This is a genomic window from Modestobacter excelsi (assembly GCF_005930495.1).
GTDB lineage: Bacteria > Actinomycetota > Actinomycetes > Mycobacteriales > Geodermatophilaceae > Modestobacter > Modestobacter excelsi.
Genome location: NZ_SJEX01000053.1, coordinates 1 through 25,043 on the forward strand (window position 1 = coordinate 1; position 25,043 = coordinate 25,043).

General features: G+C 72.7%; 18 protein-coding genes. 9 read left to right on the plus strand and 9 right to left on the minus strand.

Features of this window, described 5'->3' with window-relative positions:
* Window positions 1-65: 65 nt before the first annotated feature.
* The 3 genes from FHL80_RS16560 to FHL80_RS16570 all read right to left on the minus strand — a co-directional run bounded on the left by FHL80_RS16560 (window position 66) and on the right by FHL80_RS16570 (window position 4,802).
* Window positions 66-545, minus strand: a complete 480-nt coding sequence (locus FHL80_RS16560) for a MarR family winged helix-turn-helix transcriptional regulator (RefSeq protein ID WP_138734481.1) — start codon at window positions 543-545, stop codon at window positions 66-68.
* Window positions 546-720: 175 nt separating this feature from the next.
* Window positions 721-3,633, minus strand: a complete 2,913-nt coding sequence (locus FHL80_RS16565; protein ID WP_138734482.1) for an FAD-binding and (Fe-S)-binding domain-containing protein — start codon at window positions 3,631-3,633, stop codon at window positions 721-723.
* Window positions 3,630-4,802, minus strand: coding sequence for a pyridoxal-phosphate-dependent aminotransferase family protein (locus FHL80_RS16570; RefSeq protein ID WP_138734483.1), 1,173 nt, complete (start codon window positions 4,800-4,802; stop codon window positions 3,630-3,632). The genes FHL80_RS16565 and FHL80_RS16570 overlap by 4 nt, the downstream gene beginning before the upstream one ends.
* 226 nt (window positions 4,803-5,028) lie before the next feature.
* Here FHL80_RS16570 and FHL80_RS16575 point away from each other — a divergent pair, with 226 nt between their 5' ends.
* The 3 genes from FHL80_RS16575 to FHL80_RS16585 all read left to right on the plus strand — a co-directional run bounded on the left by FHL80_RS16575 (window position 5,029) and on the right by FHL80_RS16585 (window position 8,623).
* Entirely contained in the window at window positions 5,029-6,540 is a 1,512-nt protein-coding gene (locus FHL80_RS16575; protein WP_138734484.1) for an SLC13 family permease, read from the plus strand.
* An 89-nt stretch (window positions 6,541-6,629) separates the two neighbouring features.
* Window positions 6,630-7,841 carry a CaiB/BaiF CoA transferase family protein gene (locus tag FHL80_RS16580; protein ID WP_246078735.1) on the plus strand — a complete coding sequence of 404 codons (1,212 nt, stop codon included), beginning with the start codon at window positions 6,630-6,632 and terminating at the stop codon, window positions 7,839-7,841.
* Window positions 7,838-8,623: an enoyl-CoA hydratase/isomerase family protein gene (locus tag FHL80_RS16585; protein WP_138734485.1), complete on the plus strand. Its 786-nt coding sequence runs from the start codon at window positions 7,838-7,840 to the stop codon at window positions 8,621-8,623. The genes FHL80_RS16580 and FHL80_RS16585 overlap by 4 nt, the downstream gene beginning before the upstream one ends.
* Here FHL80_RS16585 and FHL80_RS16590 read toward each other — a convergent pair.
* Window positions 8,604-9,419, minus strand: a complete 816-nt coding sequence (locus FHL80_RS16590; protein ID WP_138734486.1) for an IclR family transcriptional regulator — start codon at window positions 9,417-9,419, stop codon at window positions 8,604-8,606. The two genes, FHL80_RS16585 and FHL80_RS16590, sit on opposite strands and share 20 nt — an antisense overlap.
* A 230-nt stretch (window positions 9,420-9,649) precedes the next feature.
* On the opposite strand from FHL80_RS16590, the gene aceB reads away from it, so the two are divergent.
* The 5 genes from aceB (at window position 9,650) to FHL80_RS16615 (ending at window position 17,355) form a co-directional block, all read left to right on the plus strand.
* Window positions 9,650-11,251 carry a malate synthase A gene (gene aceB / locus FHL80_RS16595; protein ID WP_138734487.1) on the plus strand — a complete coding sequence of 534 codons (1,602 nt, stop codon included), beginning with the start codon at window positions 9,650-9,652 and terminating at the stop codon, window positions 11,249-11,251.
* Between the two features lie 82 nt (window positions 11,252-11,333).
* The gene (locus FHL80_RS16600) at window positions 11,334-12,890 is read left to right on the plus strand and encodes an FAD-linked oxidase C-terminal domain-containing protein (RefSeq protein WP_216870803.1); all 1,557 of its coding nucleotides are present in this window, start codon (window positions 11,334-11,336) and stop codon (window positions 12,888-12,890) included.
* The gene (locus FHL80_RS16605) at window positions 12,890-14,158 is read left to right on the plus strand and encodes an FAD-binding oxidoreductase (RefSeq protein WP_138734488.1); all 1,269 of its coding nucleotides are present in this window, start codon (window positions 12,890-12,892) and stop codon (window positions 14,156-14,158) included. The genes FHL80_RS16600 and FHL80_RS16605 overlap by 1 nt, the downstream gene beginning before the upstream one ends.
* The gene (locus tag FHL80_RS16610) at window positions 14,158-15,561 is read left to right on the plus strand and encodes a (Fe-S)-binding protein (RefSeq protein WP_216870804.1); all 1,404 of its coding nucleotides are present in this window, start codon (window positions 14,158-14,160) and stop codon (window positions 15,559-15,561) included. The genes FHL80_RS16605 and FHL80_RS16610 overlap by 1 nt, the downstream gene beginning before the upstream one ends.
* 39 nt (window positions 15,562-15,600) lie before the next feature.
* Entirely contained in the window at window positions 15,601-17,355 is a 1,755-nt protein-coding gene (locus FHL80_RS16615; RefSeq protein WP_138734489.1) for an L-lactate permease, read from the plus strand.
* 59 nt (window positions 17,356-17,414) lie between these two features.
* Here FHL80_RS16615 and FHL80_RS16620 read toward each other — a convergent pair whose 3' ends face one another.
* The 5 genes from FHL80_RS16620 to dnaK form a co-directional block, all read right to left on the minus strand.
* On the minus strand, window positions 17,415-17,888 hold the full coding sequence (locus FHL80_RS16620) for a MarR family winged helix-turn-helix transcriptional regulator (RefSeq protein WP_281283491.1): 474 nt from the start codon (window positions 17,886-17,888) through the stop codon (window positions 17,415-17,417).
* An 89-nt stretch (window positions 17,889-17,977) separates the two neighbouring features.
* On the minus strand, window positions 17,978-18,409 hold the full coding sequence (locus tag FHL80_RS16625; RefSeq protein ID WP_138734491.1) for a heat shock protein transcriptional repressor HspR: 432 nt from the start codon (window positions 18,407-18,409) through the stop codon (window positions 17,978-17,980).
* Window positions 18,406-19,635: a molecular chaperone DnaJ gene (dnaJ, locus tag FHL80_RS16630; RefSeq protein WP_138734492.1), complete on the minus strand. Its 1,230-nt coding sequence runs from the start codon at window positions 19,633-19,635 to the stop codon at window positions 18,406-18,408. Before dnaJ ends, FHL80_RS16625 begins: the two co-directional genes overlap by 4 nt.
* 82 nt (window positions 19,636-19,717) lie before the next feature.
* The gene (gene grpE / locus FHL80_RS16635; RefSeq protein ID WP_138734493.1) at window positions 19,718-20,452 is read right to left on the minus strand and encodes a nucleotide exchange factor GrpE; all 735 of its coding nucleotides are present in this window, start codon (window positions 20,450-20,452) and stop codon (window positions 19,718-19,720) included.
* A gap of 62 nt (window positions 20,453-20,514) precedes the next feature.
* Window positions 20,515-22,392, minus strand: a complete 1,878-nt coding sequence (gene dnaK / locus FHL80_RS16640) for a molecular chaperone DnaK (protein ID WP_138734494.1) — start codon at window positions 22,390-22,392, stop codon at window positions 20,515-20,517.
* Between the two features lie 287 nt (window positions 22,393-22,679).
* On the opposite strand from dnaK, the gene FHL80_RS16645 reads away from it, so the two are divergent.
* The gene (locus FHL80_RS16645) at window positions 22,680-24,971 is read left to right on the plus strand and encodes a (Fe-S)-binding protein (protein ID WP_138734495.1); all 2,292 of its coding nucleotides are present in this window, start codon (window positions 22,680-22,682) and stop codon (window positions 24,969-24,971) included.
* Window positions 24,972-25,043: the final 72 nt, after the last annotated feature.

Below are 25,043 nucleotides of genomic sequence, written 5' to 3' on the forward strand. Positions count from 1 at the left end.
GAGCGCCTCCGGCGGCGGGAACCCGCCCTCGGGGTTGGTCAGGCCGTGGGCCTCGGTCGTCTCGCTCATGCCGCACCTCCGGATCGGGGAGGACGACCTCGACCGGCGGCGTCCAGCCCGTCGGCGAACTTCTCCAGCAGGGCGGAGAACTGGCGGGCCTCGTCCTCCGTCCAGTCCGACAGCGCCTCGGCCGCCCACTGGCCCCGGGTCTCCCGGGTGTGCGCGAGGGCAGCCGCCCCCGCGTCACTCAGCCGGATCAGGCTGGCCCGGCCGTCGAGCGGGTCGGGACGTCGCTCGACGTACCCCGATCGCTCCAGCGCCGACACCTGCCGGCTGACGACCGAGACGTCGACGCCGGCCTGACCGGCCAGCGCGCTGCACCGCTGCTCACCGTCCTGCTCGAGCGGGACCAGCAGCGCCCAGCCGAAGGACGGGAGGTCGCCGTAGAGGTCCGCGGCGACCCGGTGCCCGAGGTGCTTGGCGGTGCGGACCAGCCGGGCCATCCCGGTGGTGAGCCGTTCGGAGGTCTCCCGGGTCAGCTGCACGACGACGTCCTCTGCTCATCGCACCGGGCCCGGTCGGCCCGGTACATGTAGACAGCAACCATCATGCCCCGGTTGGTTGGCGTATGCAACGAGGCGCGCCGGTGAGCTGTGTCTCGGCTGGGACACCGACGGCCCGCCCCCGCGGTGCGGGGACGGGCCGTCGGGGGGGCACCGGTCAGCCGGCGAGGGCCTCCAGCACCAGCTCCGCCGGGTGCCACGCCGTCCGCTGGGTGCCGTGGAAGATCTGCTGCCGGCAGGAGACGCCGGTGGCCGCGATGACCGCGTCCGCCGGGGCCGACCGGACCGCCGGGAACAACCGGTCCTCCCCCACCTGCAGCGAGATGTCGTAGTGCTCGGACTCGAACCCGAAGGACCCCGCCATGCCGCAGCAACCGGCGTCGAGCTCCTGCACCGTGACGCCGGGGATGCGGCTCAGCAGCGCCACCGTCGCGGCCGTACCGGCCTCGGCCTTCTGGTGGCAGTGGCCGTGGAAGACGATCGTCCGCCCGGCCAGCCAGGTGTCGCTGCGCAGCGGCAGACGGCCGTCGTCGATCGCCTCGACCAGCAGCTCCTCGGGCAGCCGCACCCGGCCGGCGACGTCCCGCACGTTCGGGTCGTCGGGCAGCAGGTCCACGTGCTCGGCCCGCAGCGTGAGGATGCAGCTGGGCTCGCACCCGACGATCGGCGAGCCCGGCTCGGTGCCCGCGCACAGGTTCGCCGCCAGCTTCTGCGCCTTGCCCCGGGCGTCGTCCAGCATGCCCTTGGAGATGCTGGCCCGGCCGCAGCAGCCCTTGCTCTCCAGCCGGACCGGGTGCCCGGCCGCCTCCAGCAGCCGGACCACGGCCTGGCCGATGCCGGGCTCGGTGTAGCTGGTGAACGAGTCGGCGAGCATGGTGACCGGCTGCTGGGTCGCGCCCGCCGGTGCCTCGTGCTTGCGGAACCACCGGACGAGGGTCTGCCGGTGGAACGTCGGCAGGTCCCGCTGGCGGGCGATCCCGAGCCGCGAGTCCATCAGCGCCCGCAGCGGCTTCAGCTTCAACGGCAGGTTCGACAGCGGTGCCGTCGCCGCGCCGAGCCGGTTCAGCGTGCGGATGGCCCCGAAGGCCCGCGAGCGCAGCGGCGTCCCGTGCACGTCGTGCTCGGCCGCCAGCGCCTCGCTCTTCATCGCCGAGACGTCGACACCCAGCGGGCACTCGCTCTTGCAGGCCTTGCACATCAGGCACAGGTCGAGCACCTCGTGCAGCCGCTCGTCGGCCAGCGCGGTGTGCGGGTCGGCCTCGCTCAGCGCCTTGACCAGCGCGCCGGCCCGGCCGCGGGTGGAGTGCTCCTCCATCCGGGTGGCGATGTAGGAGGGGCACATCGCACCGGTCGTGGACTTGCGGCACAGCCCGATGTTCATGCACCGGTCGGCGGCGCCGAACATCCCGCCGACGACGTCGAACTGCAGCCGGGTGCGCAGCGGTCCGGGCTGCGGCGGGTTCTCGTCACGCAGGTGCTCGGTCATCGACGGCGAGTCGACGATCTTGCCCGGGTTCAGCGTGCCCCGCGGGTCGAACAGGCCCTTGACCTGGCGCATGGCCTCGTAGAGCTCGTCCCCGAAGAGCTCCCGGTTGAACTCGCTGCGGGCCAGCCCGTCGCCGTGCTCGCTGGAGTTCACCCCGCCGTACTCCCGGACCAGGTCCTTGACCTCCACCGCGACCGAGCGCATGACCTCGACCTGCCCGGGCCTGCTCAGGTCGACGAAGGGCCGGATGTGCAGGCAGCCGACCGAGCAGTGCCCGTAGAAGCCCGCCTCCAGCCCGTGCCGGTCCAGCACGTCCTTGAACCGCGCCGTGTACTCGGCCAGGTGCACCGGGTCGACGGCGGTGTCCTCGACGAAGGCCAGCGGCCGCCGGGCACCCTCCGAGTTGGCCATCAGCAGGCCCAGCGCGGACTTGCGCACCTTGAGCAGGGCGCCCTGCTGGGCGGGGGTGACCGCGCGCAGCGTGTGGTAGCCGTGGCCGTTGCGCTCCCAGCGCTCGACCAGCGCGTCCATCGCCGCGACCAGCTCGGCCTCGTCGTCCCCGGTGAAGGAGACGAACAGCAGCGCCTCGGGGTCGCCCTGCAGGATCTTCCCGAGCGCGGCGTACTCGATCTTCCGCCGCGACAGGTCGAGGATCGTCCGGTCCAGCAGCTCGACCCCGGCCGGGGAGAACGCCAGGGCGTCCTCGGTGGCGTTGATCGCGCCCTGCACCGTCTCGAAGTGACCCACCGCGAACACCTGGCGGGACGGCTTGGGCACCAGGCCCACCCGCGCCGAGGTGACGATCGCCAGCGTGCCCTCCGAGCCGACCAGGAACTTCGCCAGGTCGAAGGGCTGCCCGTCGGCGAGCCGGTCCAGCCGGTAGCCGCCGGCCCGCCGCCAGAACCGCGGGAACCCGGTCGCGATCGCCCCGGCGTTCTCGGCCACCAGCTCGGGCAGCCGCCGGTGGATCTCCGCCTCGAGGGTGCCGCCCTGCGCGCGGCGGGCCCGCTCGGTCTCGTCGACCACACCGAAGGTGGCCGTCGACCCGTCGGCCAGGACGACGTCGACCTCCTGCACGTGGTCGATGGTCATGCCGAAGCGCACCGAGCCGCTGCCGGCGGAGTTGTTGCCGATCATCCCGCCGATCGTGGCGCGGTTGGAGGTCGAGGTGTCCGGGCCGAACATCAGCCCGTGCGGCGCCGCGGCCCGGTTGAGGTCGTCCTGGACCACGCCCGGCTCGACCCGCGCGGTGGCCGTGACCGGGTCCAGCTCGGTGATCCGGTGCATGTGCCGGGACAGGTCGAGCACCAGGCCCGGGCCCACGGTCTGCCCGGCGAGGCTGGTGCCGGCCCCGCGGGCCAGCACCGGGACGCCGGCCTCGGCGGCCAGCCGGACGGCGGCGACCACGTCGGCGGTGTGCGCCGGGTAGGCCACCCCCAGCGGCGTCATGGTGTACATCGAGGCGTCCTGGCTGAACAGGTGCCGGGTGTAGTCGTCGAAGGCGACCTCGCCGTCCAGCGCGCGGGTCAGCTCGCGCTCCAGGTCCTCCGCGCCCACACGAGCGCGCTCCGGGGCCGCCGTCATGCCTGCTGCAGGCGCTCGAGCGCGGCCTGGATCCCCTGCGGGTCCACCTGCACCCCGGCCCGGACCAGGCCCATCTGCACCCCGCCCAGGGTGCCGACCAGGGTCAGGTCGTTGAAGTGGCCCAGGTGCCCGATGCGGAACACCTTGTCCGCGAGCTTGCCCAGGCCCGCGCCCAGCGACATGTCGTACTCGCGCAGGATGACCTCCCGGACGGCGTCCGCCCCGCCGTCGGGCATCCAGATGGCGGTCAGCGAGCCGGAGTACTCGCGCTCGTCCAGGGCCAGCACCTCCAGCCCCCAGCCGCGGACCGCGGCGCGGGTGGCCTCGGCGTGCCGGGTGTGCCGGGCATAGACCTGCGCCAGCCCCTCCTCCTGCATCATCGTCAGCGCCTCGCGCAAGGCGTACAGCAGGTTCGTGGCCGGCGTGTAGGGCCAGAACCCGCGCTGGTTGGCGGCCAGGATCGGCTGCCAGTCGAAGAAGGACCGCGGCAGCCCGGCCGTCTTGCTGGCCTGCAGCGCCTTCTCGCTGACCGCGTTGAAGCTCAGCCCGGGCGGGAGCATGAGCCCCTTCTGCGAGCCGGCGACCGTGACGTCGACGCCCCACTCGTCGTGCCGGTACTCGATGCTGCCCAGCGAGGAGATCGTGTCCACCAGCAGCAGCGCGGGGTGGCCGGCGTCGTCGATCGCCCGGCGGACCTCCGCGACCCGGCTGGTGACGCCGGTGGAGGTCTCGTTGTGGACCACCATGACGGCCTTGATCGCATGCCCGGTGTCCGCCTCGAGCCGCTCCCGGGCCGCGTCGGGGTCGGCACCGTGCCGCCAGTCGCCGGGGACGAACTGCACCTGCAGGCCCAGCCGCTCGGCCATCTCCCGCCAGAGGGTGGCGAAGTGGCCGGTCTCGAAGGCCAGCACGGTGTCCCCGGGGGACAGCGTGTTCGTCAGCGCCGCCTCCCACGCCCCGGTGCCCGACGCCGGGTAGAAGACCACCGGCTGGGTGGTGCCGAAGACCGGCTTGACGGCCTCGAGCACCTCGAGGCCGAGCGCGGCGAACTCCGGGCCGCGGTGGTCGATGGTCGGCGCCGCCATGGCGCGCAGGACCCGGTCGGGCACGTTCGTCGGGCCGGGGATCTGCAGGAAGTGGCGTCCGCCGGTGGTCGTCGTCGCTGGCATGCCAGGAGCCCTCTCGTCATGCGGCCTCGGGCGTGACGCCCGAAGTCCACCATGCGGGAGGCTACTACCGGCTGGTGGACACTTCTGGCGGGTCCATGGATGGGGTGTGACGCTTGACACTGGGCAGACGCACAGTGTCTGATCCCCGACAGCGGTATGGCACTTCCGTATCGCGGAATCACCCCGACGAGCTCCCGGCTCGTCGCGACGACCCCAGGGGACGCCGGTGTCCGTACAGCTCGTCTTGATCCTGATACTCCTGGCGATCTTCCTGATCGCCACGGTCCTGCCCGTGCACATGGGGGCCCTCGGGTTCGTCGCGACGTTCATCGCGGCGTACTTCATCTTCGGCACCGAGGGGGACCTGCCCTACGACGACGCGGTCTTCGGCTTCTTCCCCGGGTCGTTGTTCGTCGTCCTGGTCGGGGTGACCTACCTCTTCGCGATCGCGAAGAACAACGGCACGGTCGACTGGCTGGTGCACGCTGCGGTCAAGGCCTCCGGTGGCCGGCTGTCGGCCATCCCGTGGGCGATGTTCGCGGTGACCGGGGCGCTGACCGCCATCGGCGGCGTCGTGCCCGCCGTGGTGGCGATCATCGCGCCGGTGGGCATGTCCTTCGCCCGGCGCTACTCCATCAACCCGGTGCTGATGGGCCTGTTCATCATCAACGGCGCCACCGCAGGCGGCTTCTCGCCGCTGTCGATCTTCGGCGTCATCACCAACACCGTGGTCGAGGACAACGACCTCGCGGGCAGCCCGCTGTTCCTCTGGGGCGCCTCGATCGTCATCAACGTCCTGCTGTCGATCGGCGTCTTCTTCCTCTTCGGCGGCCGCAAGCTGCTCGGCGGTGGCCGGGTCGACATCGGCGACCAGCACGACGACGACTTCGTGGCGGCCACCGTGGCCGGGGACGCGACCGAGGACACCGGCGAGGACATCCCCGGGGGCGCCAGCGCCGCGCGGACGGCCGTGGGCAGCACCAGCACCGGTGGGGCGGCGATCTCCGGGGGGCGGGTCACCGAGGCGCGGCACGGCCAGCCGGGGCACGAGCACCCCACCGCCGGCGAGCGCGCCGACCAGCGGTCGCTGCAGACGACGGCACTGGCGGAGGAGCCGCACGAGGGCCAGGTCACCACGCTCGACCGGGACCGCGCTCTCACCCTGGGCGGGCTGGTGCTGCTGGTCGTCGGCGCACTGGTCTTCGACCTGGACATCGGCCTGATGGCCATCACCGTCGGCGTGCTGCTGTCGATCGTCGCGCCGCGGGGCGCGAAGGGGGCCGTCGGCCAGATCGCCTGGCCGACCGTGCTGCTCATCTGCGGCATCGTCACCTTCGTCGGCCTCATGCAGGAGGAGGACGTCCCCGGCTGGCTCGGCGACAACGTGGCCAAGCTCGGTGTCCCGCTGATCGCCGCGCTGCTGATCTGCTACATCGGCGGCGTGGTCTCGGCCTTCGCCTCGACCACCGGCATCCTCGGCGCCCTGATCCCGCTCGCCGTCCCGTTCCTGCAGGGCGACAACGCGGTCGGGGCGATCGGGCTGATCACCGCGCTGGCGCTGTCGTCGTCGATCGTGGACTCCAGCCCGTTCTCCACCAGCGGTGCCCTGGTGGTCGCCAACGCCACCGAGGCCGAGCGGGACAGGACGTTCCGGACCCTGATGATCTGGGGCTTCTCGATGGTCGCGATCATCCCGTTGGTCACCTGGCTGGTGCTGGTCGTCCCCGGCTGGCTCTAGACGCACCCAGCCCCGCGACCGCGCCCCGGACGGCTCCCGCCGCCGGGGCGCGGTCGCGTCCGGAACCGACGAGGACCCTGGAGACCCACGTGAGCACACCCGACCCGTCCGAGGACCGACCACCACTGACCGGCGTCACCGTGCTGGAGGTGGGCGTCTTCATGGCGGCGCCCTACGCCTCCATGCAGCTGGCCGACCTCGGGGCCCGCGTGCTCAAGGTCGAGGACCCCCGGGCCGGCGACCCGGTGCGCGCCAGCGGCCCGTTCCTGGACGGCGAGAGCTCGCCGTACCTCCGGCTGAACCGGAACAAGGAGTCGGTCGCGCTGGACCTCAAGTCCGCCGCCGGCAAGGAGGCCTTCCTCGCGCTCGTGCGGACCGCGGACGTCGTCATCGAGAACCTGCGACCCGGCGCGATGGCCCGGCTCGGGCTCGACGCCGCGGCGATCTGGGCGGTCAACCCCCGGGTGGTCTGCGCCTCCGGGTCCGGCTGGGGCCAGGACGGGCCGCTGGCGCCGCTGCCCGGGCTGGACATCATGGCCCAGGCCCGCAGCGGGATCATGAGCATCACCGGCACCCCGGGCGGCGAGCCGGTGAAGGTCGGCGTCCCGGTCTGCGACCTGGTGTGCGGGCTGTACCTGGCGCTGGCGGTGACCGCCGCGCTGCGCGAGCGCGACCGCACCGGTCGCGGCCAGTCGATCGACGTCTCGCTGTTCGAGGCGGGGGTGAGCCTGGCGGTCTGGGAGGCCGGCAAGTACTTCGCCACCGGCGAGGTCGGCGGGCCGCTGGGCTCGGCGCACCAGAGCCAGGCGCCGTACCAGGCGTTCCAGACCGCGGACGGCTGGATCACCATCGGCGCGAACACGCCCAACACCTGGGCCGGCCTGTGCCGCACGCTGGACATGCCCGACGAGCTGGCCGACGAGGGTCACGGCGACGCCACCCGCCGGCACGCCCGCCGCGGTGAGCTGCTGGACGTCGTGGAGTCCCGCACCCGCCGGCGCACCACCGCCGAGCTGCTCGCCGCCCTCGGCGCGGCCGGGGTGCCGTGCGCGCCGATCAACGACTACGGCGAGGTCTTCACCGACGAGCACCTCACCGCCCGCGCCTTCTTCTGGGACGCCCCCCACCCCGCGCTGGGGCCGGTGCGGCAGATCGGCTCGCCGATGCGCTTCTCCCGCACGCCGGCCGTCCGCGGGGTCGCCGGTCCACCGCTGGGCGCGGACACCCGCGCGGCGCTGGAACGCTCCGGCGTGCCCGCCGGGGTCGTCGCCGCGGTGTGCTCCCCGGGGGGTCGGGCATGAGCGAGCTCGAGATCGGCCAGGACGGCGGCGTCCTCACGGTGCTGTTCAACCGGCCCGAGGCGCGCAACGCGATGACGTTCGCGATGTACGAGGGCCTGGAGGAGGCGTGCGCGCGGGCCGACGACGACGAGTCGGTGCGGGTGCTGGTGCTGCGCGGCGCCGGCGGCCGGGCCTTCGTGGCCGGCACCGACATCGCCCAGTTCCTGGACTTCGGGCGCGGGGAGCTCACCAGCGGCGAGGACGGCATCGCGTACGAGGCGCGGATCGAGCGGGTGGTCAACCGGCTGGAGGACGTGACCGTGCCGACCGTCGCCGCGGTCGAGGGTGCCTGCGTGGGCGGCGGGCTGGCGCTGGCGGCCGCCTGCGACCTGCGGATCGCGACGACGTCGTCCCGGTTCGGCGTCCCGATCGCCCGCACCCTGGGCAACTGCCTGTCGATGAACTCCTACTCGCTGCTGGTCCACCACCTGGGCCCCGGCCGGACGCTGGACATGCTGCTGCGGGCGAGGTTGCTGTCGGCCGACGACGCGCACGCGGCCGGCTTCGTCGGCGAGGTGGTGCCCGACGGAGAACTCGACCCGGCGCTCACCTCCCTGGTGGAGACGCTGCTCGGGCACGCCCCGCTGAGCATGAGGGCAGCCGGCCAGGCGGTGGCCCGGCTGCGGCGGGCGAGCCTGCCCGACGGCGACGACCTGGTGCGCGAGGTCTTCGGCAGTGCCGACTTCCGGGCCGGGGTGCAGGCCTTCGTCGACCGTGGACAGGTCAGCTGGACCGGCCGCTGAGCGCGCGGGCACCGTCCTCGCGCAGCTCGGCGGCGAGCGCGGCTGCGGTCTCCTGCAGCTGGGCGACGATCCCCGGGACGCTGCCCATCGGCACCCGCCCCTCGGGGCCGGACACCGAGATGGCGGTCATCAGCGGCCCGCCGGGCACCGGCACGGCCACGCAGCGGACGCCGGTCTCCTGCTCCCCGTCGTCGAGCGCGTAGCCCTGGGCGGCGATCTGCGGCAGCCGGGCCATCATCTCGTCCGGGTCGGTGACCGTCAGCGGCGTGCGCCGGGGCATGCCGCCGCGGACCAGGAGCTCGCGGGCGGTCGGGGCCGGGAGCTGGGCCAGCAGCGCCTTGCCCACCCCGGTGCAGTGCAGGTGCACCCGGCGGCCGACCTCGGTGAACATCCGCATCGAGTGCCGGGAGGGCACCTGGGCGACGTAGACCACCCGGTCGCCGTCGAGCATCGCCAGGTTCGCCGTCTCCCCCGTGGCATCGACCAGGGTGCTGAGGTGCGGCCGCGCCCAGGTCCCCAGCGTGCGCGAGGAGCTCTCGCCGAGGTGGATCAGCCGGGGCCCGAGCACGTAGCGCCGGGAGGGCAGCTGCCGGACGTAGCCGCGGGCGACGAGCGTGCGGACCAGCCGGTGGATGGTGGACAGCGGGAGCCCGCTGTCCACCGCGAGCCGGGACAGGGCGACCTCGCCGCCGTCCTCGGCCATCAGCTCCAGCAGCAGGAAGGCCCGCTCCAGGGACTGCACACCGCCGTCGCTGCCGTTCCCGCCGTTGCTGCCCGGGCCGCTGGTCTCGGCCATGTGTGCCTCTCTTCTGGCTCGCGCCCACTGCTGGGCCGTCCTGCGGGCCAGTGGGGCCCCGGCGGGGTCCAGACGGTCGGTCGGCGTACCGCCGTCGTCTTGACCCGGCTGGTGACCGAGGATACGTTTTCCACATCACAGATGGAACCTTCCGCATCACGGGAGGTTGCCCCGTCCGCCGGCTCCGTCCCGGGGCTCGTCGCCGGACGGCACGACATCCAGGGAGAGTCATGAGCACGGTCGACGGCGTGGAGATCACCGGTCCGATGGGTCCCCGGTTCGACGAGATCCTGACCCCCCAGGCGCTCGAGCTGATCGCCCGGCTGCACCGGGAGCTCAACGGCCGGCGGCTGGAGCGGCTGCAGGCGCGCAGGGAGCGGGTGCAGGCGCTCGCCGACGGCGGCACGCTGGACTTCCTGCCGGAGACCGCGTCGATCCGCGAGGACGACTCGTGGCGGGTCGCGCCGCCGGCGCCCGGCCTGATCGACCGCCGGGTGGAGATGACCGGCCCGACCGACCGCAAGATGACCATCAACGCGCTCAACTCCGGCGCCAAGTGCTGGCTCGCCGACCAGGAGGACGCGAACTCCCCGCTGTGGGAGAACGTCGTCAACGGCCCGCTGAACCTGATGGACTCGATCGACCGGACGATCGACTTCACCAACGAGGCCGGCAAGAGCTACACGCTGCGCCCCGACGACGAGCTGCCCACGATCATCGTGCGGCCGCGCGGCTGGCACCTGCCGGAGAAGCACATCACCGTCGACGGCGAGCAGACCTCGGGCAGCCTGGTCGACTTCGCGCTCTACCTGGTGGCCTGCGGGAAGAAGCAGGTCGACCGCGGCCAGGGGCCCTACTTCTACCTGCCGAAGATGGAGAGCCACCTCGAGGCGCGGATGTGGAACGAGGCCTTCGTCATCGGCCAGGAGCACATCGGCATCCCGCGCGGCACCATCCGGGCGACCTGCCTGATCGAGACCTACCCGGCGGCGTTCGAGATGGAGGAGATCCTCTACGAGCTGCGCGAGCACTCCTCCGGCCTGAACGCCGGCCGCTGGGACTACCTGTTCAGCGTCATCAAGACCTTCCGCACCCGCGGGTCGGACTTCACGCTGCCCGACCGCAACTCGATCACGATGACCGTGCCGTTCATGCGCGCCTACACCGAGCTGCTGGTGCGCACCTGCCACAAGCGCGGCGCGCACGCGATGGGCGGCATGTCGGCGTTCATCCCGAGCAAGGACCCGGCGAAGAACGAGTTCGCGTTCAACAAGATCACCGAGGACAAGTCGCGCGAGGCCAACGACGGCTTCGACGGCTCCTGGGTGGCCCACCCGGGCATGGTGCAGACGGCGATGGACGCCTTCGACAAGGTGCTCGGTGACCGGCCGAACCAGCTGGACAAGCTGCGCGAGGACGTGCACGTCACCGCCGCGGACCTGCTCAACGTCAAGGCCACCCCCGGTGAGGTGACCGAGGCCGGGCTGCGGGCCAACGTCAGCGTCGGCATCCAGTACGTGGAGTCCTGGCTGCGCGGCTCCGGCGCCGCCGGCATCAACGGCCTGATGGAGGACGCCGCCACCGCGGAGATCAGCCGCAGCCAGGTGTGGCAGTGGCTGCACAACGGCGTGACGCTGTCCGACGGCGAGCCGGTCACCACCGAGCTGGTGCAGCGGGTCATCGAGGAGGAGGTCGCGGCCATCGCCGAGGCCCGGGGAGATGCGTACGCCTCCGGCCGATGGGACGATGCCCGGGCGCTGTTCACCGAGATGGCCCTGGGGGAGGAGTACAACGACTTCCTCACCGTCCCGGCGTACGAGCGCATGCCCTGATCTCCCCCACGGGGGCCATGTCGGCCAGCATGGCCCCCGGTGGGCGCACTCCCTGCAGGTCCGGCGACGAAGGCGGAACCTCATGAGCGGCACGCACGGCACGCAGACGTCGGCAGGCCCGGTCCTGGGCGACACCCCACCGGAGGCCACCGCGGCCACCGGTGAGGTCGGCGACAACGCAGCGGGCATGGCGGCGGTGGGCCGGGTCGCCCGGGCGCTGATGCCCGACACCGGGGTCATCTCCGACCCCACCCAGCTGCGCACCTACGAGTGCGACGGCCTGGCGCACTACCGGGTCACCCCCGCCCTGGTGGTCCTCCCGGAGACGACCGAGCAGCTCGCCGGGGTGGTGCGCGCGTGCGCCGAGCACGGCGTCCCCTTCGTCGCCCGCGGGTCGGGGACCGGGCTGTCCGGCGGCGCCCTGCCGCGGGCCGACGGCGTCCTGGTCGTCACCTCCCGGATGCGCACCATCCGCGAGGTGCGCCGGGCCGACCAGCGCGCGGTCCTCGAGCCCGGTGTCATCAACCTCGACGTCACCCGGGCGGCGACCGGCGAGGGCTACTACTACGCGCCGGACCCCAGCAGCCAGCAGATCTGCTCGATCGGCGGCAACCTGGCGGAGAACTCCGGCGGTGCGCACTGCCTCAAGTACGGCTTCACCAGCAACCACGTCCTCGGCGCCGAGCTGGTCACCCCGCAGGGCGACGTCGTGCAGCTCGGCGGGCTGGCGCCGGACGCGCCCGGCTACGACCTGCTGGGCACCGTCGTCGGCTCGGAGGGGACCCTGGGCATCGCGACGACCGCGACGGTCCGGCTGGTCCGGCTGCCGGAGGAGGTCCGCACCCTGCTCGTCGGCTTCCGCTCCACCGACGACGCCGGCGCGGCCACCTCGGCGATCATCGGCAGCGGCGTGCTGCCGGCGGCGATCGAGATGATGGACGCCCTCGCCATCGAGGCCGCCGAGGCCGCGGTGCACTGCAACTACCCCGACGGCGCCGGCGCGGTGCTGGTCATCGAGCTCGACGGCCCCGCGGCCGAGGTGCAGCACGAGTACGACGTCGTCGAGCGGCTCTGCCAGGAGCACGGCTCGTTCGAGCTGCGGCTGGCCATCGACGCCACCGAGCGGGCGCTGATCTGGAAGGGCCGCAAGTCCGCGTTCGCCGCGGTCGGCCGGATCAGCCCCGACTACATCGTCCAGGACGGCGTCATCCCGCGGACCGCGCTGCCGGAGGTGCTGCGCGCGATCGCCGACCTGTCGTCGTCCTCGGGGGTGCGGGTGGCCAACGTCTTCCACGCCGGCGACGGGAACCTGCACCCCCTCGTGCTGTTCGACGACGGCAAGCCGGGGGCCGGCGAGGCCGCCGAGAAGGTCAGCGGCGCGATCCTGGACCTCTGCATCACCCACGGCGGGGCGATCACCGGCGAGCACGGCGTCGGCGTGGACAAGGCGGCCTACATGCCGAAGATGTTCACCGACGACGACCTGGACACCATGCAGCTGGTGCGCTGCGCCTTCGACCCCGGCGGGATCGCGAACCCGGGCAAGGTGTTCCCGACCCCGCGCCTGTGCGGTGAGGTGCCGGGCAAGCGCAAGCACGCCCACCCCCTCGTCGAGGCCGGCCTGGCGGACGCGTTCTGATGACCACGGTCAGCCTCGACGCGGCGCGCACCGCGCTGTCCTCCGCGTGCGGCGACGTCACCGACGCCGGCCCGGCCGACGCCGTCGACGGGGTGCCCGCCAGGCTGGTCGCCCGGCCCGGCACGACCGCGGAGACCGCAGCCGTGCTGCAGGCGGCGGCCGGCCACGGGCTCACCGTCGTCCCCCGCGGGCGCGGGACGAAGCTGTCGTGGGGCCGGCCGCCCGAGCGCGCCGACCTGGTCCTGGACATGAGCCGGATGTCCGCCGTCCTGGACCACGCTGCCGGTGACCTGATCGTGCACGCGCAGGCCGGCACGCTGCTGGCCGACGTGCAGCAGACCGTCGGCTCGGCGGGGCAGCGGCTCTCCCTCGACGAGTCCGTCCCCGGCACGTCGATCGGCGGTGCCCTGGCGACCAACACCAGCGGCCCCGGCCGCCTGGTCGTCGGGACCGCGCGCGACCTGCTGCTCGGGGTCACCCTGGTCCGCGCCGACGGGGTCGTCGCCAAGGCGGGCGGGCGGGTGGTCAAGAACGTGGCCGGCTACGACCTGGGCAAGCTGGTCATCGGCTCGTTCGGCACCCTCGCCGTCATCACCGACGCGGTCTTCCGGCTGCACCCGCTGCCGGCCGCCCAGCGGTTCGTCACGGTGCCCTTCGGCACGGCCGAGGACGCGGCGGCGCTGGTCCAGACGATGGTGCACTCCCAGGTGGTCCCCGCGGCGGTCGAGGTGGAGTGGCGGGTCGACGGCGCCGGCACGGTCGGCGTGCTCCTCGGCGGCACCCCCGCCGGGGTCGAGGCCCGGACGGCGGCCACGCTGGAACTGCTCGGCACCGGCGCCGAGGCGGCCGAGACGCCACCTCCGGGCTGGGGGGCGCTGCCCTGGCGGGACGACGCCGACCTGCCGGAGGTCGGGCTGAAGCTCACCTGCGCGCTGTCCGGGCTGGCGCCGGTGCTGGACGCGGCCCGCCGCGCCGCCGCCGATGCGGGGGTGCCGCTGACGCTGCGGGGCTCCGGCGGGTCCGGTGTGCTGTACGCCGCGCTGGCCGCCGACGCCCCGGTCGACGCGGTCGCCGCCGTGGTCGAGCGCACCCGCACCGCGTGCACCGCGCACGGCGGCTCGCTGGTGGTGCTCGAGGCGCCGGCTGCGGTGCAGGCAGCCGTGGACACCTGGGGTCCCGTGCCGGCCATCGACCTGATGCGCCGGGTCAAGGAGCAGTTCGACCCGGAGCGCCGCCTGGCGCCCGGCCGCTTCGTCGGAGGCATCTGATGGGACAACCCACCACCGTCCAGGCCGAGGGGCCGCAGGACGACCCGCGCACCGCCGGAGTGCGGGCGAGCGGCCCGGTGCCGGTCGACACGCCGACCGTGCGGCCGGCGTTCGACGACGAGCACCCGCCCTCGGCCGAGCTGATCAGCGACTGCGTGCACTGCGGCTTCTGCCTGCCGACCTGCCCCACCTACACGTTGTGGGGCGAGGAGATGGACTCCCCGCGCGGCCGGATCGACCTGATGAAGGCCGGCCTGCAAGGCGCACCGATGACCGACACGATGGTCCAGCACTTCGACGCGTGCCTGGGCTGCATGGCCTGCGTGACCGCCTGCCCCTCCGGTGTCCAGTACGACAAGCTCATCGAGGCGACCCGGGTGCAGGTCGAGCGGCACCACACCCGCAGCCCCGGCGACCGGGCGATGCGCGCGTCGATCTTCGCGCTGTTCCCCTACAAGCGGCGGCTGCGGGCGCTGCGCGGGCCGCTGCGCGCCTACCAGGCCAGCGGGCTGCCGAAGGTGGTCCGCACCAGCGGGCTGCTGGACCGGCTGGCGCCCAAGCTGGCCGCGATGGAAGGCCTCGCCCCGGTCCTGGAGAAGCGGGAGAAGCTGCCGTCCCGGGTCCCCGCCGTGGGCGAGCGCCGGGCCGTGGTCGGGATGCTCACCGGCTGCGTGCAGGGCGAGTTCTTCCCCGGGGTCAACGCCGCGACCGCCCGGGTGCTGGCCGCCGAGGGGTGCGACGTGATCATCCCCAAGAAGCAGGGCTGCTGCGGGGCGCTGTCGGTGCACAACGGCCGGCAGGAGGAGGCCGAGCGGTTCGCGCGGGCGACGATCGACGCGTTCGAGGCCGCCGGGGTGCAGACCGTCGTGGTCAACGCCGCGGGCTGCGGGTCGAGCATGAAGGAGTACGCCGAGGTGCTCGCCGACGACCCGGCCTACGCCGAGCGCGCGAAGACCTTCGCCGCCTCGGTGCGCGACGTCTCCGAACTGCTCGCCGAGCTCGGCACCGTCGCCGAGCGGCACCCGCTGGAGGTCACCGTCGCCTACCACGACGCCTGCCACCTCGGGCACGCCCAGGGGATCCGGCAGCAACCCCGCGCGCTGCTGCGCGAGATCCCGGGCCTGCAGCTGCGGGAGATCCCGGAGGCCGAGATCTGCTGCGGGTCGGCAGGCATCTGGAACGTGCTCAACCCGGAGCCGGCCCGGGAGCTCGGCGACCGCAAGGCCCGCAACATCGCCTCCACCGGCGCGGAGCTGCTGGTGACGGCGAACCCCGGTTGCCTGATGCAGGTGTCCTCCTCGCTGCAGCGGCAGGGCACCCGGATCGGGCTGGCGCACACCATCGAGGTGCTCGACGCCTCCATCCGCGGCCTGCCGGTGAGCACCCTCGGGCCGCCCGACTGAACAGACCCGTTCCACCCCTTCTCACAACGAGGTGAGTCCGTGTTCGAACAGGTACTGGACCCCGTCGGCGGGTCCCTGGGGCTCTCCGCCCTCTGCGCCGTCCTGCCCCTGCTCACGCTGTTCGTGCTGCTGGGCGCGCTCCGGGTGAAGGCGTGGATCGCCGGGCTCGTGTCGCTGGTGGTGGCGCTGCTGGTCGCCGTCCTCCTCTACTCGATGCCGGTCGACCAGGCGCTGCTCAGCGCCACCGAGGGCGCCGCCTTCGGGTTCTTCCCGATCCTGTGGATCGTCCTGAACGCGATCTGGGTCTACAACCTGACCGTCGAGACCGGGCACTTCGACGTGCTGCGCCGGTCGTTCGAGAAGGTCAGCCCCGACCAGCGGATCCAGTCGATCATCATCGCCTTCTGCTTCGGTGCACTGCTGGAGGCGCTCGCCGGCTTCGGCACGCCGGTGGCCATCACCGTGGTCATGCTCATGGCGCTGGGGTTCGCCCCGCTGAAGGCCGCGGCCGTGGCGCTGATCGCCAACACCGCACCGGTCGCCTTCGGCGCGCTGGCCACCCCGATCGTCACCCTCGCCACCGTCACCTCGGGCGTCAACGACGACGCCGGCCTCACGGTGGACAACCTGGGCGCGATGGTCGGCCGGCAGACGCCGATCCTGGCGGTCGTCGTCCCGCTGGTGCTGGTGTTCGTCGTCGACGGCAAGCGCGGGGTCCGGCAGACCTGGCCGGTCGCGCTGGTGTCCGGCCTGGCCTTCGCCCTCGCCCAGTTCGTCGCCGCCAACTACATCTCGGTGCCGCTGACCGACATCATCGCCGCCCTGGTCTCCGCTGCGGCCATCGTGGCGATGCTCCGGGTGTGGACGCCGTCCGAGTCCCCCGACCTGGCCCGCGAGGCGGTGGCCGCAGGCGGCGGCCCGCGCGGAGGCGGGGTGGGCGCCGGCGCGACCGCCGGCGAGGAACTCGGCGACCGTCCCGGCAGCCAGGGCCCGCGTGACCCCGGCGCCCCGGCCAGCCGGGAGGACGGCCCGGCCGTGCCGGACAGCCGCAGCGAGGTGGTCAAGGCCTACGCGCCCTACCTGATCATCATCGTGATCTTCTCGCTGGCGAACATCAGCGCGGTCAAGGAGGCGCTGTCCGCCGCACCCTGGACGAAGGTCTTCGCCTGGCCTGGGCTCGACGTCTTCGGGCCCGGCTCGGACACCGAGCTCTCCTCGACCAACTACACGTTCAACTGGCTGCCCGCCGCCGGCACGCTGATGATCCTCGCCGGCATCTTGACCATGATCGTGCTCAAGATCTCCCCGGCGCGCGGGCTGCGGGCCTACGGCCGCACCTACGCCGAGCTCAAGTGGGCCATCGTCACGGTCATGGCGGTGCTCGCGCTGGCCTACGTGATGAACCAGTCCGGGCAGACCACCTCGCTGGGTGCCTGGCTGGCCCAGACTGGCAGCTTCTTCGCCTTCCTCTCCCCCATCCTCGGCTGGATCGGGGTGGCGGTGACCGGCTCGGACACCTCGGCGAACGCGCTCTTCGGCGCCCTGCAGGTGCAGACGGCGGCGGGAGCGGGGCTCGACCCGGTCCTGCTCGCGGCGGCGAACACCTCGGGCGGCGTGCTGGGCAAGATGGTCAGCCCGCAGAACCTGGCCATCGCGGCGGCCGCCGTCGGCATGGCCGGCAAGGAGGGCGAGCTCTTCCGCAAGGTGTTCGGCTGGAGCCTGCTGCTGCTGCTGGTGATGTGCGTGATCGTGGTGCTCCAGTCGACCGGCGCACTCAGCTGGATGATCCCCTGACCCGACCCCGCCGCCCCCACCCTGAGCTCGCCAAGGGTGGGGGCGGCGGGGTCCTTCCGCTACGAGCGGGTCGCCTCGGCCTCGCGCTCCTCGCCGAGCCGGTTCAGCCGGCCGAGCAGCTGGGCCAGGGTGGCGACGTCGGTGGTCTCCCAGCCGGCGAGGTCGGCCTCCCACCGCTCGCGCCGCGCATCCCGCAGCTGGCTGAGCCGGCGGTGGCCCTCCGGGGAGGTGGACAGCACCTGGGCGCGCCCGTCGTCGGGGTCGGCGGCCCGGTCCACCAGACCGAGGGCGACGAGCGAGGCCACCTGTCGGCTGACCGTGCTCTTGTCGAGCCCGAGCCGGGCCACGACGTCGCTGGCCCGGAGGGGGCCGGCGTCGTCCAGCAGGACGAGCAGCCCGTACGCGGCGCCGTCGAGGTCGGCGTGCAGCTGGCCGGCCAACCGGCCCTGGATCGCCCGCGAGCGGCGCAGCAGCAGGGCGATCTCCCGCTCGAGGACGACGAACGCCGCATGGCTGTCCGGCGCGGTGTCCACGAGAGGTCGCTCCGCGGAGAGGCGAGGTGCACTGTCGACGGTCACATCGTTCATCACGTGCAGTGCGCCCACTACGTTCCCGGCGCCGGTCACCGATGTCCGCTGGGGCGCCACACCACCAGCGCCGAGCTCGAGGTGCGCGGGACCAGGTCGCGCCGGTAGGCGGCCGAGACGGCCGACTCGGCCGCGATCCGGCGGGTCTCGGACAGCTCGAGCTCGTCGAGCAGTTCCGCGACCCGGCCCTGCAGCGCCTCGACCCGCGACTCGAGCTCGATGATCCGCTTGATGCCGGCCAGGTTGACGCCGTCCTCCTGGCTCAACCGCTGCACCTCGCGCAGCAGCGCGACGTCCCGGGGGCTGTAGCGTCGCCCGCCGCCGGCGGTGCGGCCGGGGCTGACCAGCCCGAGCCGGTCGTACTGGCGCAGCGTCTGGGCGTGCATGCCGGCCAGCTCGGCGGCGACGGAGATGACGAAGACCGGCGCGTCCTCGGCGAACCCACGCCCCGGCTCGGGGAGGGTCATCGGGCACCTCCGCTGCGCAACACCTCGGTGATCTCCGGCCTGGGGTCGTCGGGCAGCTCGGCGGCGAGCTTCTCGATCGCCTCCCGAGCACCCGGGGTGAGTCGGGCCGGGACCGCGACCTCGACGGTGACCAGCAGGTCACCGGCCGTGCCCTTGCCCTGCACGCCCCGGCCGCGGACCCGGAAGGTGCGCCCGCTGGCGGTGCCGGCCGGGACCTTGAGCGACACGGACCCGTCCAGGGTGGGGACGGTCAGCGTCGTCCCGAGCGCCGCCTCGGCGAAGGACACCGGGACGGTCAGGGTGAGGTCGTTCCCGCTCCGGCCGAACAGGTCCGACCCGGAGACGTGGACGACGACGAACAGGTCACCGGGCGGTCCGCCGCGCCGTCCGGGTGCGCCCTTGCCGGCCAGCCGGATGCGCTGGCCGTCCTTGACCCCCGCCGGGATCCGGACGGTGATGGTGCGGGTCTGGGTGGTGACGCCGTTGCCCTTGCACTCCGGGCACGGGTCGTCGACCACCGAGCCGGTGCCGCGGCACTCCCGGCACGGCTCGGAGAACGCGAACGCGCCCTGGCTGCGGCTGGTGACGCCGGCGCCGTTGCACACCGGGCAGGTGTGCGGGCTGGTGCCGGGCCGGGCACCGTTGCCGTGGCAGGTCGGGCAGGTGCCGGGGCTCTGCATGCGCAGCGGCACGGTCACGCCGAGGACAGCCTCGTCGAAGGCGAGCGTGGCCTCGGTCTCGACGTCCTGGCCGCGGGCCGGCCCGGAGGCCGCCTGCTGCCGGCTCCGGGTGCCGCCGGGGGCGGTGCCGCCGGTGAACAGCCCGCCGAAGATGTCGCCCAGGCCGCCTGCCCGGTTGCCGGCTCCGGGAGCACCGGCGCCGCCGAAGATGTCGCCGAGGTCGAAGGGCTGCCCACCCGGGGCGCCACCGGGGAAACCGCCCGGGAAGCCGCCGGGGGCACCAGCACCGGGCCGGAAGCCGCCGGAGCCGAACAGCCGACGTTGCTCGTCGTACTCGGCGCGCCGCTTGGCGTCCGACAGCACGTCGTAGGCCTCGGAGACCTCCTTGAACCGGGTCTCCGCCTGGGTGTTCCCCGGGTTCTTGTCCGGGTGCAGCTCACGGGCCAGCTGCCGGTAGGCCTTCTTGATGGCCGCGGCGTCGGCGTCCTTGGCGACGCCCAGGGCCGCGTAGTAGTCCTTCTCGATGAAGTCCCGGGTGCTGCTCATCGGGCGCCTCCTCTCTGTCCAGCTGGTGACGGGCCGGTCTCCCCTCCGCGCTGCGGAGAGGAGACCGGCCGAGGTGTCGTGCTCAGCCGACCGCCGGGCCCGCGCCCGGCTGCTCGTCGGCGGGGGCGTCCGCGGTCGCGGGCTCGGCCGCGACGGGCGCCGGGGACTCCGGGTCGGTCACCCCGACCATCGCCGTCCGCAGCACCCGGTCACCGCGCCGGAAGCCCGGCCGGAGCACCGTGGTGGCGGTCGGCTCGGACACCTCGGGGGAGGTGTCGTGCAGCACCGCCTCGTGCAGCGACGGGTCGAAGGGGTCGCCGGGGGCGCCGAACGACGTCACACCGAGCCCCTCGAGCAGGCCCAGGACGCGGTCGGCGACGACCTTGAACGCCCCGGTCAGGTCCCCGTGGTCACGCGCCCGCTCGATGTCGTCGACGATCGGGAACAGCTGGCCGGCGAAGCGCTCCGCGGCCTGGTCCACGACCAGCACCCGGTCCCGCTCGACCCGGCGCCGGTAGTTGGCGTACTCCGCGGTGACCCGCTGGAGGTCCTCGGTGCGCTCGGCCAGCTGGTGCGTGGCGTCGTCGTCGGTCACCACACCGCCCACCGGCTGGTCGGCGAGGTCCGCCGGGGTGTCGCTGAACTGCTCGCTCATCTGCTCTCCCTGCTCCGGCGCGGTGTCGGGCTGGTCGCCCTGCGCCGGCCGGGCGCTGATCGGCTCCTGCTCGGCCGGCACCCGGGCCGCACCGCTGGTCGGGTCGATGCGCCGCTTGTCCCGGATCACGACCCGGGGCGGTTGCTCGTCCTGTTGGCTCATCGTCTCCCCCCGCGCCACCGGCCCGGTTCCCCGGGCCGGTGGGCACGATCACGGACGGCGGGTCACTTCTTGTCGGAGTCCTCGTCGACGATCTCGGCGTCCACGACGTCGTCGTCGGAGGAGGTGCTCCCGGTCGCCCCGGTGTCGAAGCCGCCGTCACCGGCGCCCGCGGCACCCGTGGCGCCGGCACCGTCGGCCTGCGCCTGGGCGTACAGCGCGCCACCGACCTCCTGGGAGACCCGGGCGACCTTCTCCTGCGCCGCCTTGATCGCGGCGATGTCCGACCCGCCGAGGGAGGAGCGCAGCTCGGTCAGCGCCTCACCCAGCTCCTCCTTCTTGTCGGCCGGGATCTTGTCGCCGTTCTCCGCCAGGAACTTCTCGGTCTGGTACTGCAGCGACTCGGCCAGGTTGCGGGTCTCGGCCTCGTCGCGGCGCTTCTTGTCCTCCTCGGCGTGCGCCTCGGCGTCGGCCATCATCCGGGCGATGTCGTCCTTGGGCAGGGCCGAACCGCCGGTGATGGTCATCGACTGCTCCTTGCCCGTGCCCAGGTCCTTGGCGTGGACGTGGACGATGCCGTTGGCGTCGATGTCGAAGGCGACCTCGATCTGCGGGACGCCGCGGGGCGCCGGCGGCAGACCGGTCAGCTCGAACATGCCGAGCTTCTTGTTGTAGGACGCCATCTCGCGCTCGCCCTGGAACACCTGGATCTGCACGGAGGGCTGGTTGTCGTCGGCCGTCGTGAAGATCTCCGAGCGCTTCGTCGGGATCGTGGTGTTGCGCTCGATGAGCTTGGTCATGATCCCGCCCTTGGTCTCGATGCCCAGGGACAGCGGGGTGACGTCGAGCAGCAGGACGTCCTTGACCTCACCGCGCAGGACACCGGCCTGCAGCGCGGCACCCACGGCGACGACCTCGTCGGGGTTGACGCCCTTGTTGGGCTCCTTGCCGCCGGTCAGCTCGCGGACCAGGTCGCTGACGGCCGGCATGCGGGTGGAGCCACCGACGAGGACGACGTGGTCGATCTGGCCGACCGAGACACCGGCGTCGCGGATCGCCTGGTTGAACGGCGCCTTGGTCCGGTCCAGGAGGTCCTGGGTCAGCCGCTGGAACTCCGCACGGGTGATCGTGACGTCCAGGTGCAGCGGGCCCTCGGCCCCGGCGGTGATGTAGGGCAGGTTGACGTTGGTCGACTGCGCACCGGAGAGCTCGATCTTCGCCTTCTCCGCGGCCTCGCGGAGACGCTGCATGGCCAGCTTGTCCTTGGCCAGGTCGATGCCGCTGGTCGCGTTGAAGGTCTGCACGAGGTGCTTGACCACGCGCTCGTCCCAGTCGTCGCCACCGAGCTTGTTGTCACCGGCGGTCGACTTGACCTCGATGACGCCGTCGCCGATCTCCAGCAGCGACACGTCGAACGTGCCACCACCGAGGTCGAAGACCAGGATGGTCTGCTCGGTCTCGCCCTTGTCCAGGCCGTAGGCCAGCGCGGCCGCGGTCGGCTCGTTGACGATGCGCAGGACGTTGAGGCCGGCGATCTCACCGGCCTCCTTGGTGGCCTGGCGCTGCGCGTCCTCGAAGTACGCGGGGACGGTGATGACCGCCTCGGTGACCGGCTCGCCCAGGTAGGTCTCGGCGTCCCGCTTCAGCTTCTGCAGCACGCGGGCGCTGATCTCCTGCGGGGTGTAGGTCTTGCCGTCGATCTGGCCGGTCTTCCAGCTGGTGCCCATCTCGCGCTTGACGCTGCGGATGGTCCGGTCGACGTTGGTGACGGCCTGGTTCTTGGCCGACTGGCCCACCAGGACCTCGCCGTTCTTGGCGAACGCGACGACCGAGGGGGTGGTGCGGGCACCCTCGGCGTTGGCGATGACGGTGGGCTCGCCGCCCTCGAGGACCGAGACGACGGAGTTCGTCGTGCCGAGGTCGATACCGACTGCTCGTGCCATGGAAGGCCTCTCCTTGCTCAGTGACGGGGTGGTGCTGGTCCGGGAGCCGAGGGCCGGGGGGGGCGCTGCCGCGAGGTGCCGCAGGAGCCTTGCGCCGGGTCCGCTCAACTTTCCTGCCCAGAGTAACGGCAGCCCGCGCGCCGGTGTTCCCGGGGTCCACCGGGTCACCTCTTCCCGGGCGCCGGGTGCCGGGCGACCTGGTGTTACTGACGAGTAGCCTGCAGCGACCCGGTTATCGTCCGTCCGGGTGGGCGAAGACGCCTGCGCACGCGCACGAGAGGGAGCCCATGGGCCCGTTGCAGATCGTCCTCGGCACGCTGGCCGTGCTCCTGCTGGTCGTGTCGGTGGTCTACGCCACCAAGGCGGTCCGCGCGATGCTCCGCATCTTCCGGACCGGCCAGCCCGACCCCACCCGCTCCGGGGACGTCGGCCCGCGCCTGAAGACGCTCGCCGTCGAGTCCCTGGGCCACACCCGGATGCTGAAGTGGTCGGCCATCGGCGCCGCCCACTGGTTCGTCTTCCTCGGCTTCTACGGCCTGTTCCTCACCCTGGTCGAGGCGTTCGGCGAGGTCTGGAACCCGGAGTGGCACCTGCCGCTCATCGGCGAGTGGAGCCTGTGGAACCTCTTCGTCGACGTGATCGGCACTGGGACCGTCCTGGGCATCGTCTACCTGATCATCCGGCGCCAGCTCGACCACCCGCGCCGCAAGGGCCGCGCCAGCCGCTTCGCCGGCACGAACGAGGGCCGCGGCTACTTCGTCGAGGCCGTCGTCCTCACCATCGGCATCTGCATCCTGCTCATCCGGGCGGTCAAGATCGCCGCTGGGCTGACCGACGCCCCCGGCTGGTCGCACCCGGTGTCCGGAGCGCTGAGCCACCTCGTCCCGGGCAACCCCGACCTGCTGAGCGTCATCGCGTTCGTCAAGATCGTGGTGAGCCTGGTCTGGCTGATCACCATCTCCCGCGTGCTCAACATGGGCGTCGCGTGGCACCGGTTCAGCGCCTTCTTCAACATCTACTGGAAGCGCGAGGCCGACGGCGGTGTGGCGCTGGGCCCGCTGCAGCCGATGATGAGCGCCGGCAAGCCGATCGACTTCGAGGACCCGGACGAGGACGACCTCTTCGGCCGCGGCAAGATCGAGGACTTCACCTGGAAGGGGATGCTGGACTTCACCACCTGCACCGAGTGCGGGCGGTGCCAGAGCCAGTGCCCGGCCTGGAACACCGGCAAGCCGCTGTCGCCCAAGATGGTCGTGATGGACCTGCGGGACCACCTGTACGCCAAGGCCCCGTACCTGACCGGCGCGACCAAGGCCTCCGACGACGCCCCGAACTTCGCCGACTTCACCACGCTCGAGCCCAGCGCCGAGCAGGAGTGGGCCTCGGGCTACGCCCGCATCGAGGGCACCAACGACGCCCAGGCGCACCGCCCGCTGGTCGGGACGCTGGAGGAGGGCGGGGTCATCGACCCCGACGTCCTGTGGAGCTGCACCAACTGCGGTGCCTGCGTCGAGCAGTGCCCGGTCGACATCGAGCACGTCGACCACATCATGGACATGCGCCGCTACCAGACCATGATCGAGTCGAGCTTCCCCTCCGAGGCCGGCGTGATGATGCGCAACCTGGAGAACCGCGGGAACCCCTGGGGCGTGGGCGGCAACGTCCGCGAGGACTGGATGAAGGACCTGGACTTCGAGGTCCGGCAGGTCGACGGCGCGATCGCCGACGACGTCGAGTACCTGTTCTGGGTCGGCTGCGCCGGCGCCATCGACGACCGGGCCAAGAAGGTCACCAAGGCCGTCGCCGAGCTGCTGCACATGGCCGGCGTGGAGTTCGCCGTCCTCGGCTCGGGCGAGACCTGCTCGGGTGACCCGGCCCGCCGGATGGGCAACGAGTTCCTCTTCCAGCAGCTGGCCATGGAGAACGTCGAGACCCTCAACGCGGTGTTCGAGGAGCGCCCGGCCGGCCGGCGGAAGATCGTCGCCACCTGCCCGCACTGCTTCAACTCGATCAACCGGGAGTACCCGCAGCTGGGCGGCGACTACGACGTCGTCCACCACACCCAGCTGCTCGGCAAGCTCGTCGAGGAGGGCCGGCTCACCCCGGTCACCCCGGTCGACCGCAAGGTGACCTACCACGACCCGTGCTTCCTGGGCCGGCACAACAAGGTCTACACACCCCCGCGGGAGATCCTCGACTCCGTCCAGGGCCTCACCACCCAGGAGATGCACCGCTGCAAGGACCGCGGCTTCTGCTGCGGCGCCGGCGGCGCGCGGATGTGGATGGAGGAGAAGATCGGCAAGCGGATCAACGTCGAGCGCACCGAGGAGGCGCTCGACCTCGACCCCGACGTCATCTCCACCGCCTGCCCGTTCTGCATCACGATGCTGAGCGACGCGGTCACCAGCAAGAAGCAGGCCGGGGAGGCCAAGGAACACGTCGAGGTGCTCGACGTGAGCCAGATCCTGCTCCGTTCGCTGGCCCCGGTCGGGGCACCGGGCACCGAGTCCGGGCCGGCCGTGGGCACCGAGCCCGACGACCCGGCGGGCACCGGCTCGGCGGCCACCCAGCACGACTGATGGCCCCGGCTCCTGAGCAGTGATCAGGTCACTCGATGTCAGGCGGTCGTCCCCCCGCAGCAGCGTTGGTGC

Excerpts from the sequence above, each read along its gene's own strand:
- grpE (WP_138734493.1), bottom strand. The coding sequence starts at position 20,452 with ATGAGCCAACAGGACGAGCAACCGCCCCGGGTCGTGATCCGGGACAAG.
- FHL80_RS16625 (WP_138734491.1), bottom strand. The coding sequence starts at position 18,409 with ATGACCCTCCCCGAGCCGGGGCGTGGGTTCGCCGAGGACGCGCCGGTC.
- FHL80_RS16570 (WP_138734483.1), bottom strand. The coding sequence starts at position 4,802 with ATGCCAGCGACGACGACCACCGGCGGACGCCACTTCCTGCAGATCCCC.
- FHL80_RS16600 (WP_216870803.1), top strand. The coding sequence starts at position 11,334 with ATGAGCGGCACGCACGGCACGCAGACGTCGGCAGGCCCGGTCCTGGGC.
- FHL80_RS16565 (WP_138734482.1), bottom strand. The coding sequence starts at position 3,633 with ATGACGGCGGCCCCGGAGCGCGCTCGTGTGGGCGCGGAGGACCTGGAG.
- dnaJ (WP_138734492.1), bottom strand. The coding sequence starts at position 19,635 with ATGAGCAGCACCCGGGACTTCATCGAGAAGGACTACTACGCGGCCCTG.
- dnaK (WP_138734494.1), bottom strand. The coding sequence starts at position 22,392 with ATGGCACGAGCAGTCGGTATCGACCTCGGCACGACGAACTCCGTCGTC.
- FHL80_RS16645 (WP_138734495.1), top strand. The coding sequence starts at position 22,680 with ATGGGCCCGTTGCAGATCGTCCTCGGCACGCTGGCCGTGCTCCTGCTG.
- FHL80_RS16590 (WP_138734486.1), bottom strand. The coding sequence starts at position 9,419 with ATGGCCGAGACCAGCGGCCCGGGCAGCAACGGCGGGAACGGCAGCGAC.
- FHL80_RS16605 (WP_138734488.1), top strand. The coding sequence starts at position 12,890 with ATGACCACGGTCAGCCTCGACGCGGCGCGCACCGCGCTGTCCTCCGCG.
- FHL80_RS16585 (WP_138734485.1), top strand. The coding sequence starts at position 7,838 with ATGAGCGAGCTCGAGATCGGCCAGGACGGCGGCGTCCTCACGGTGCTG.
- FHL80_RS16610 (WP_216870804.1), top strand. The coding sequence starts at position 14,158 with ATGGGACAACCCACCACCGTCCAGGCCGAGGGGCCGCAGGACGACCCG.
- aceB (WP_138734487.1), top strand. The coding sequence starts at position 9,650 with ATGAGCACGGTCGACGGCGTGGAGATCACCGGTCCGATGGGTCCCCGG.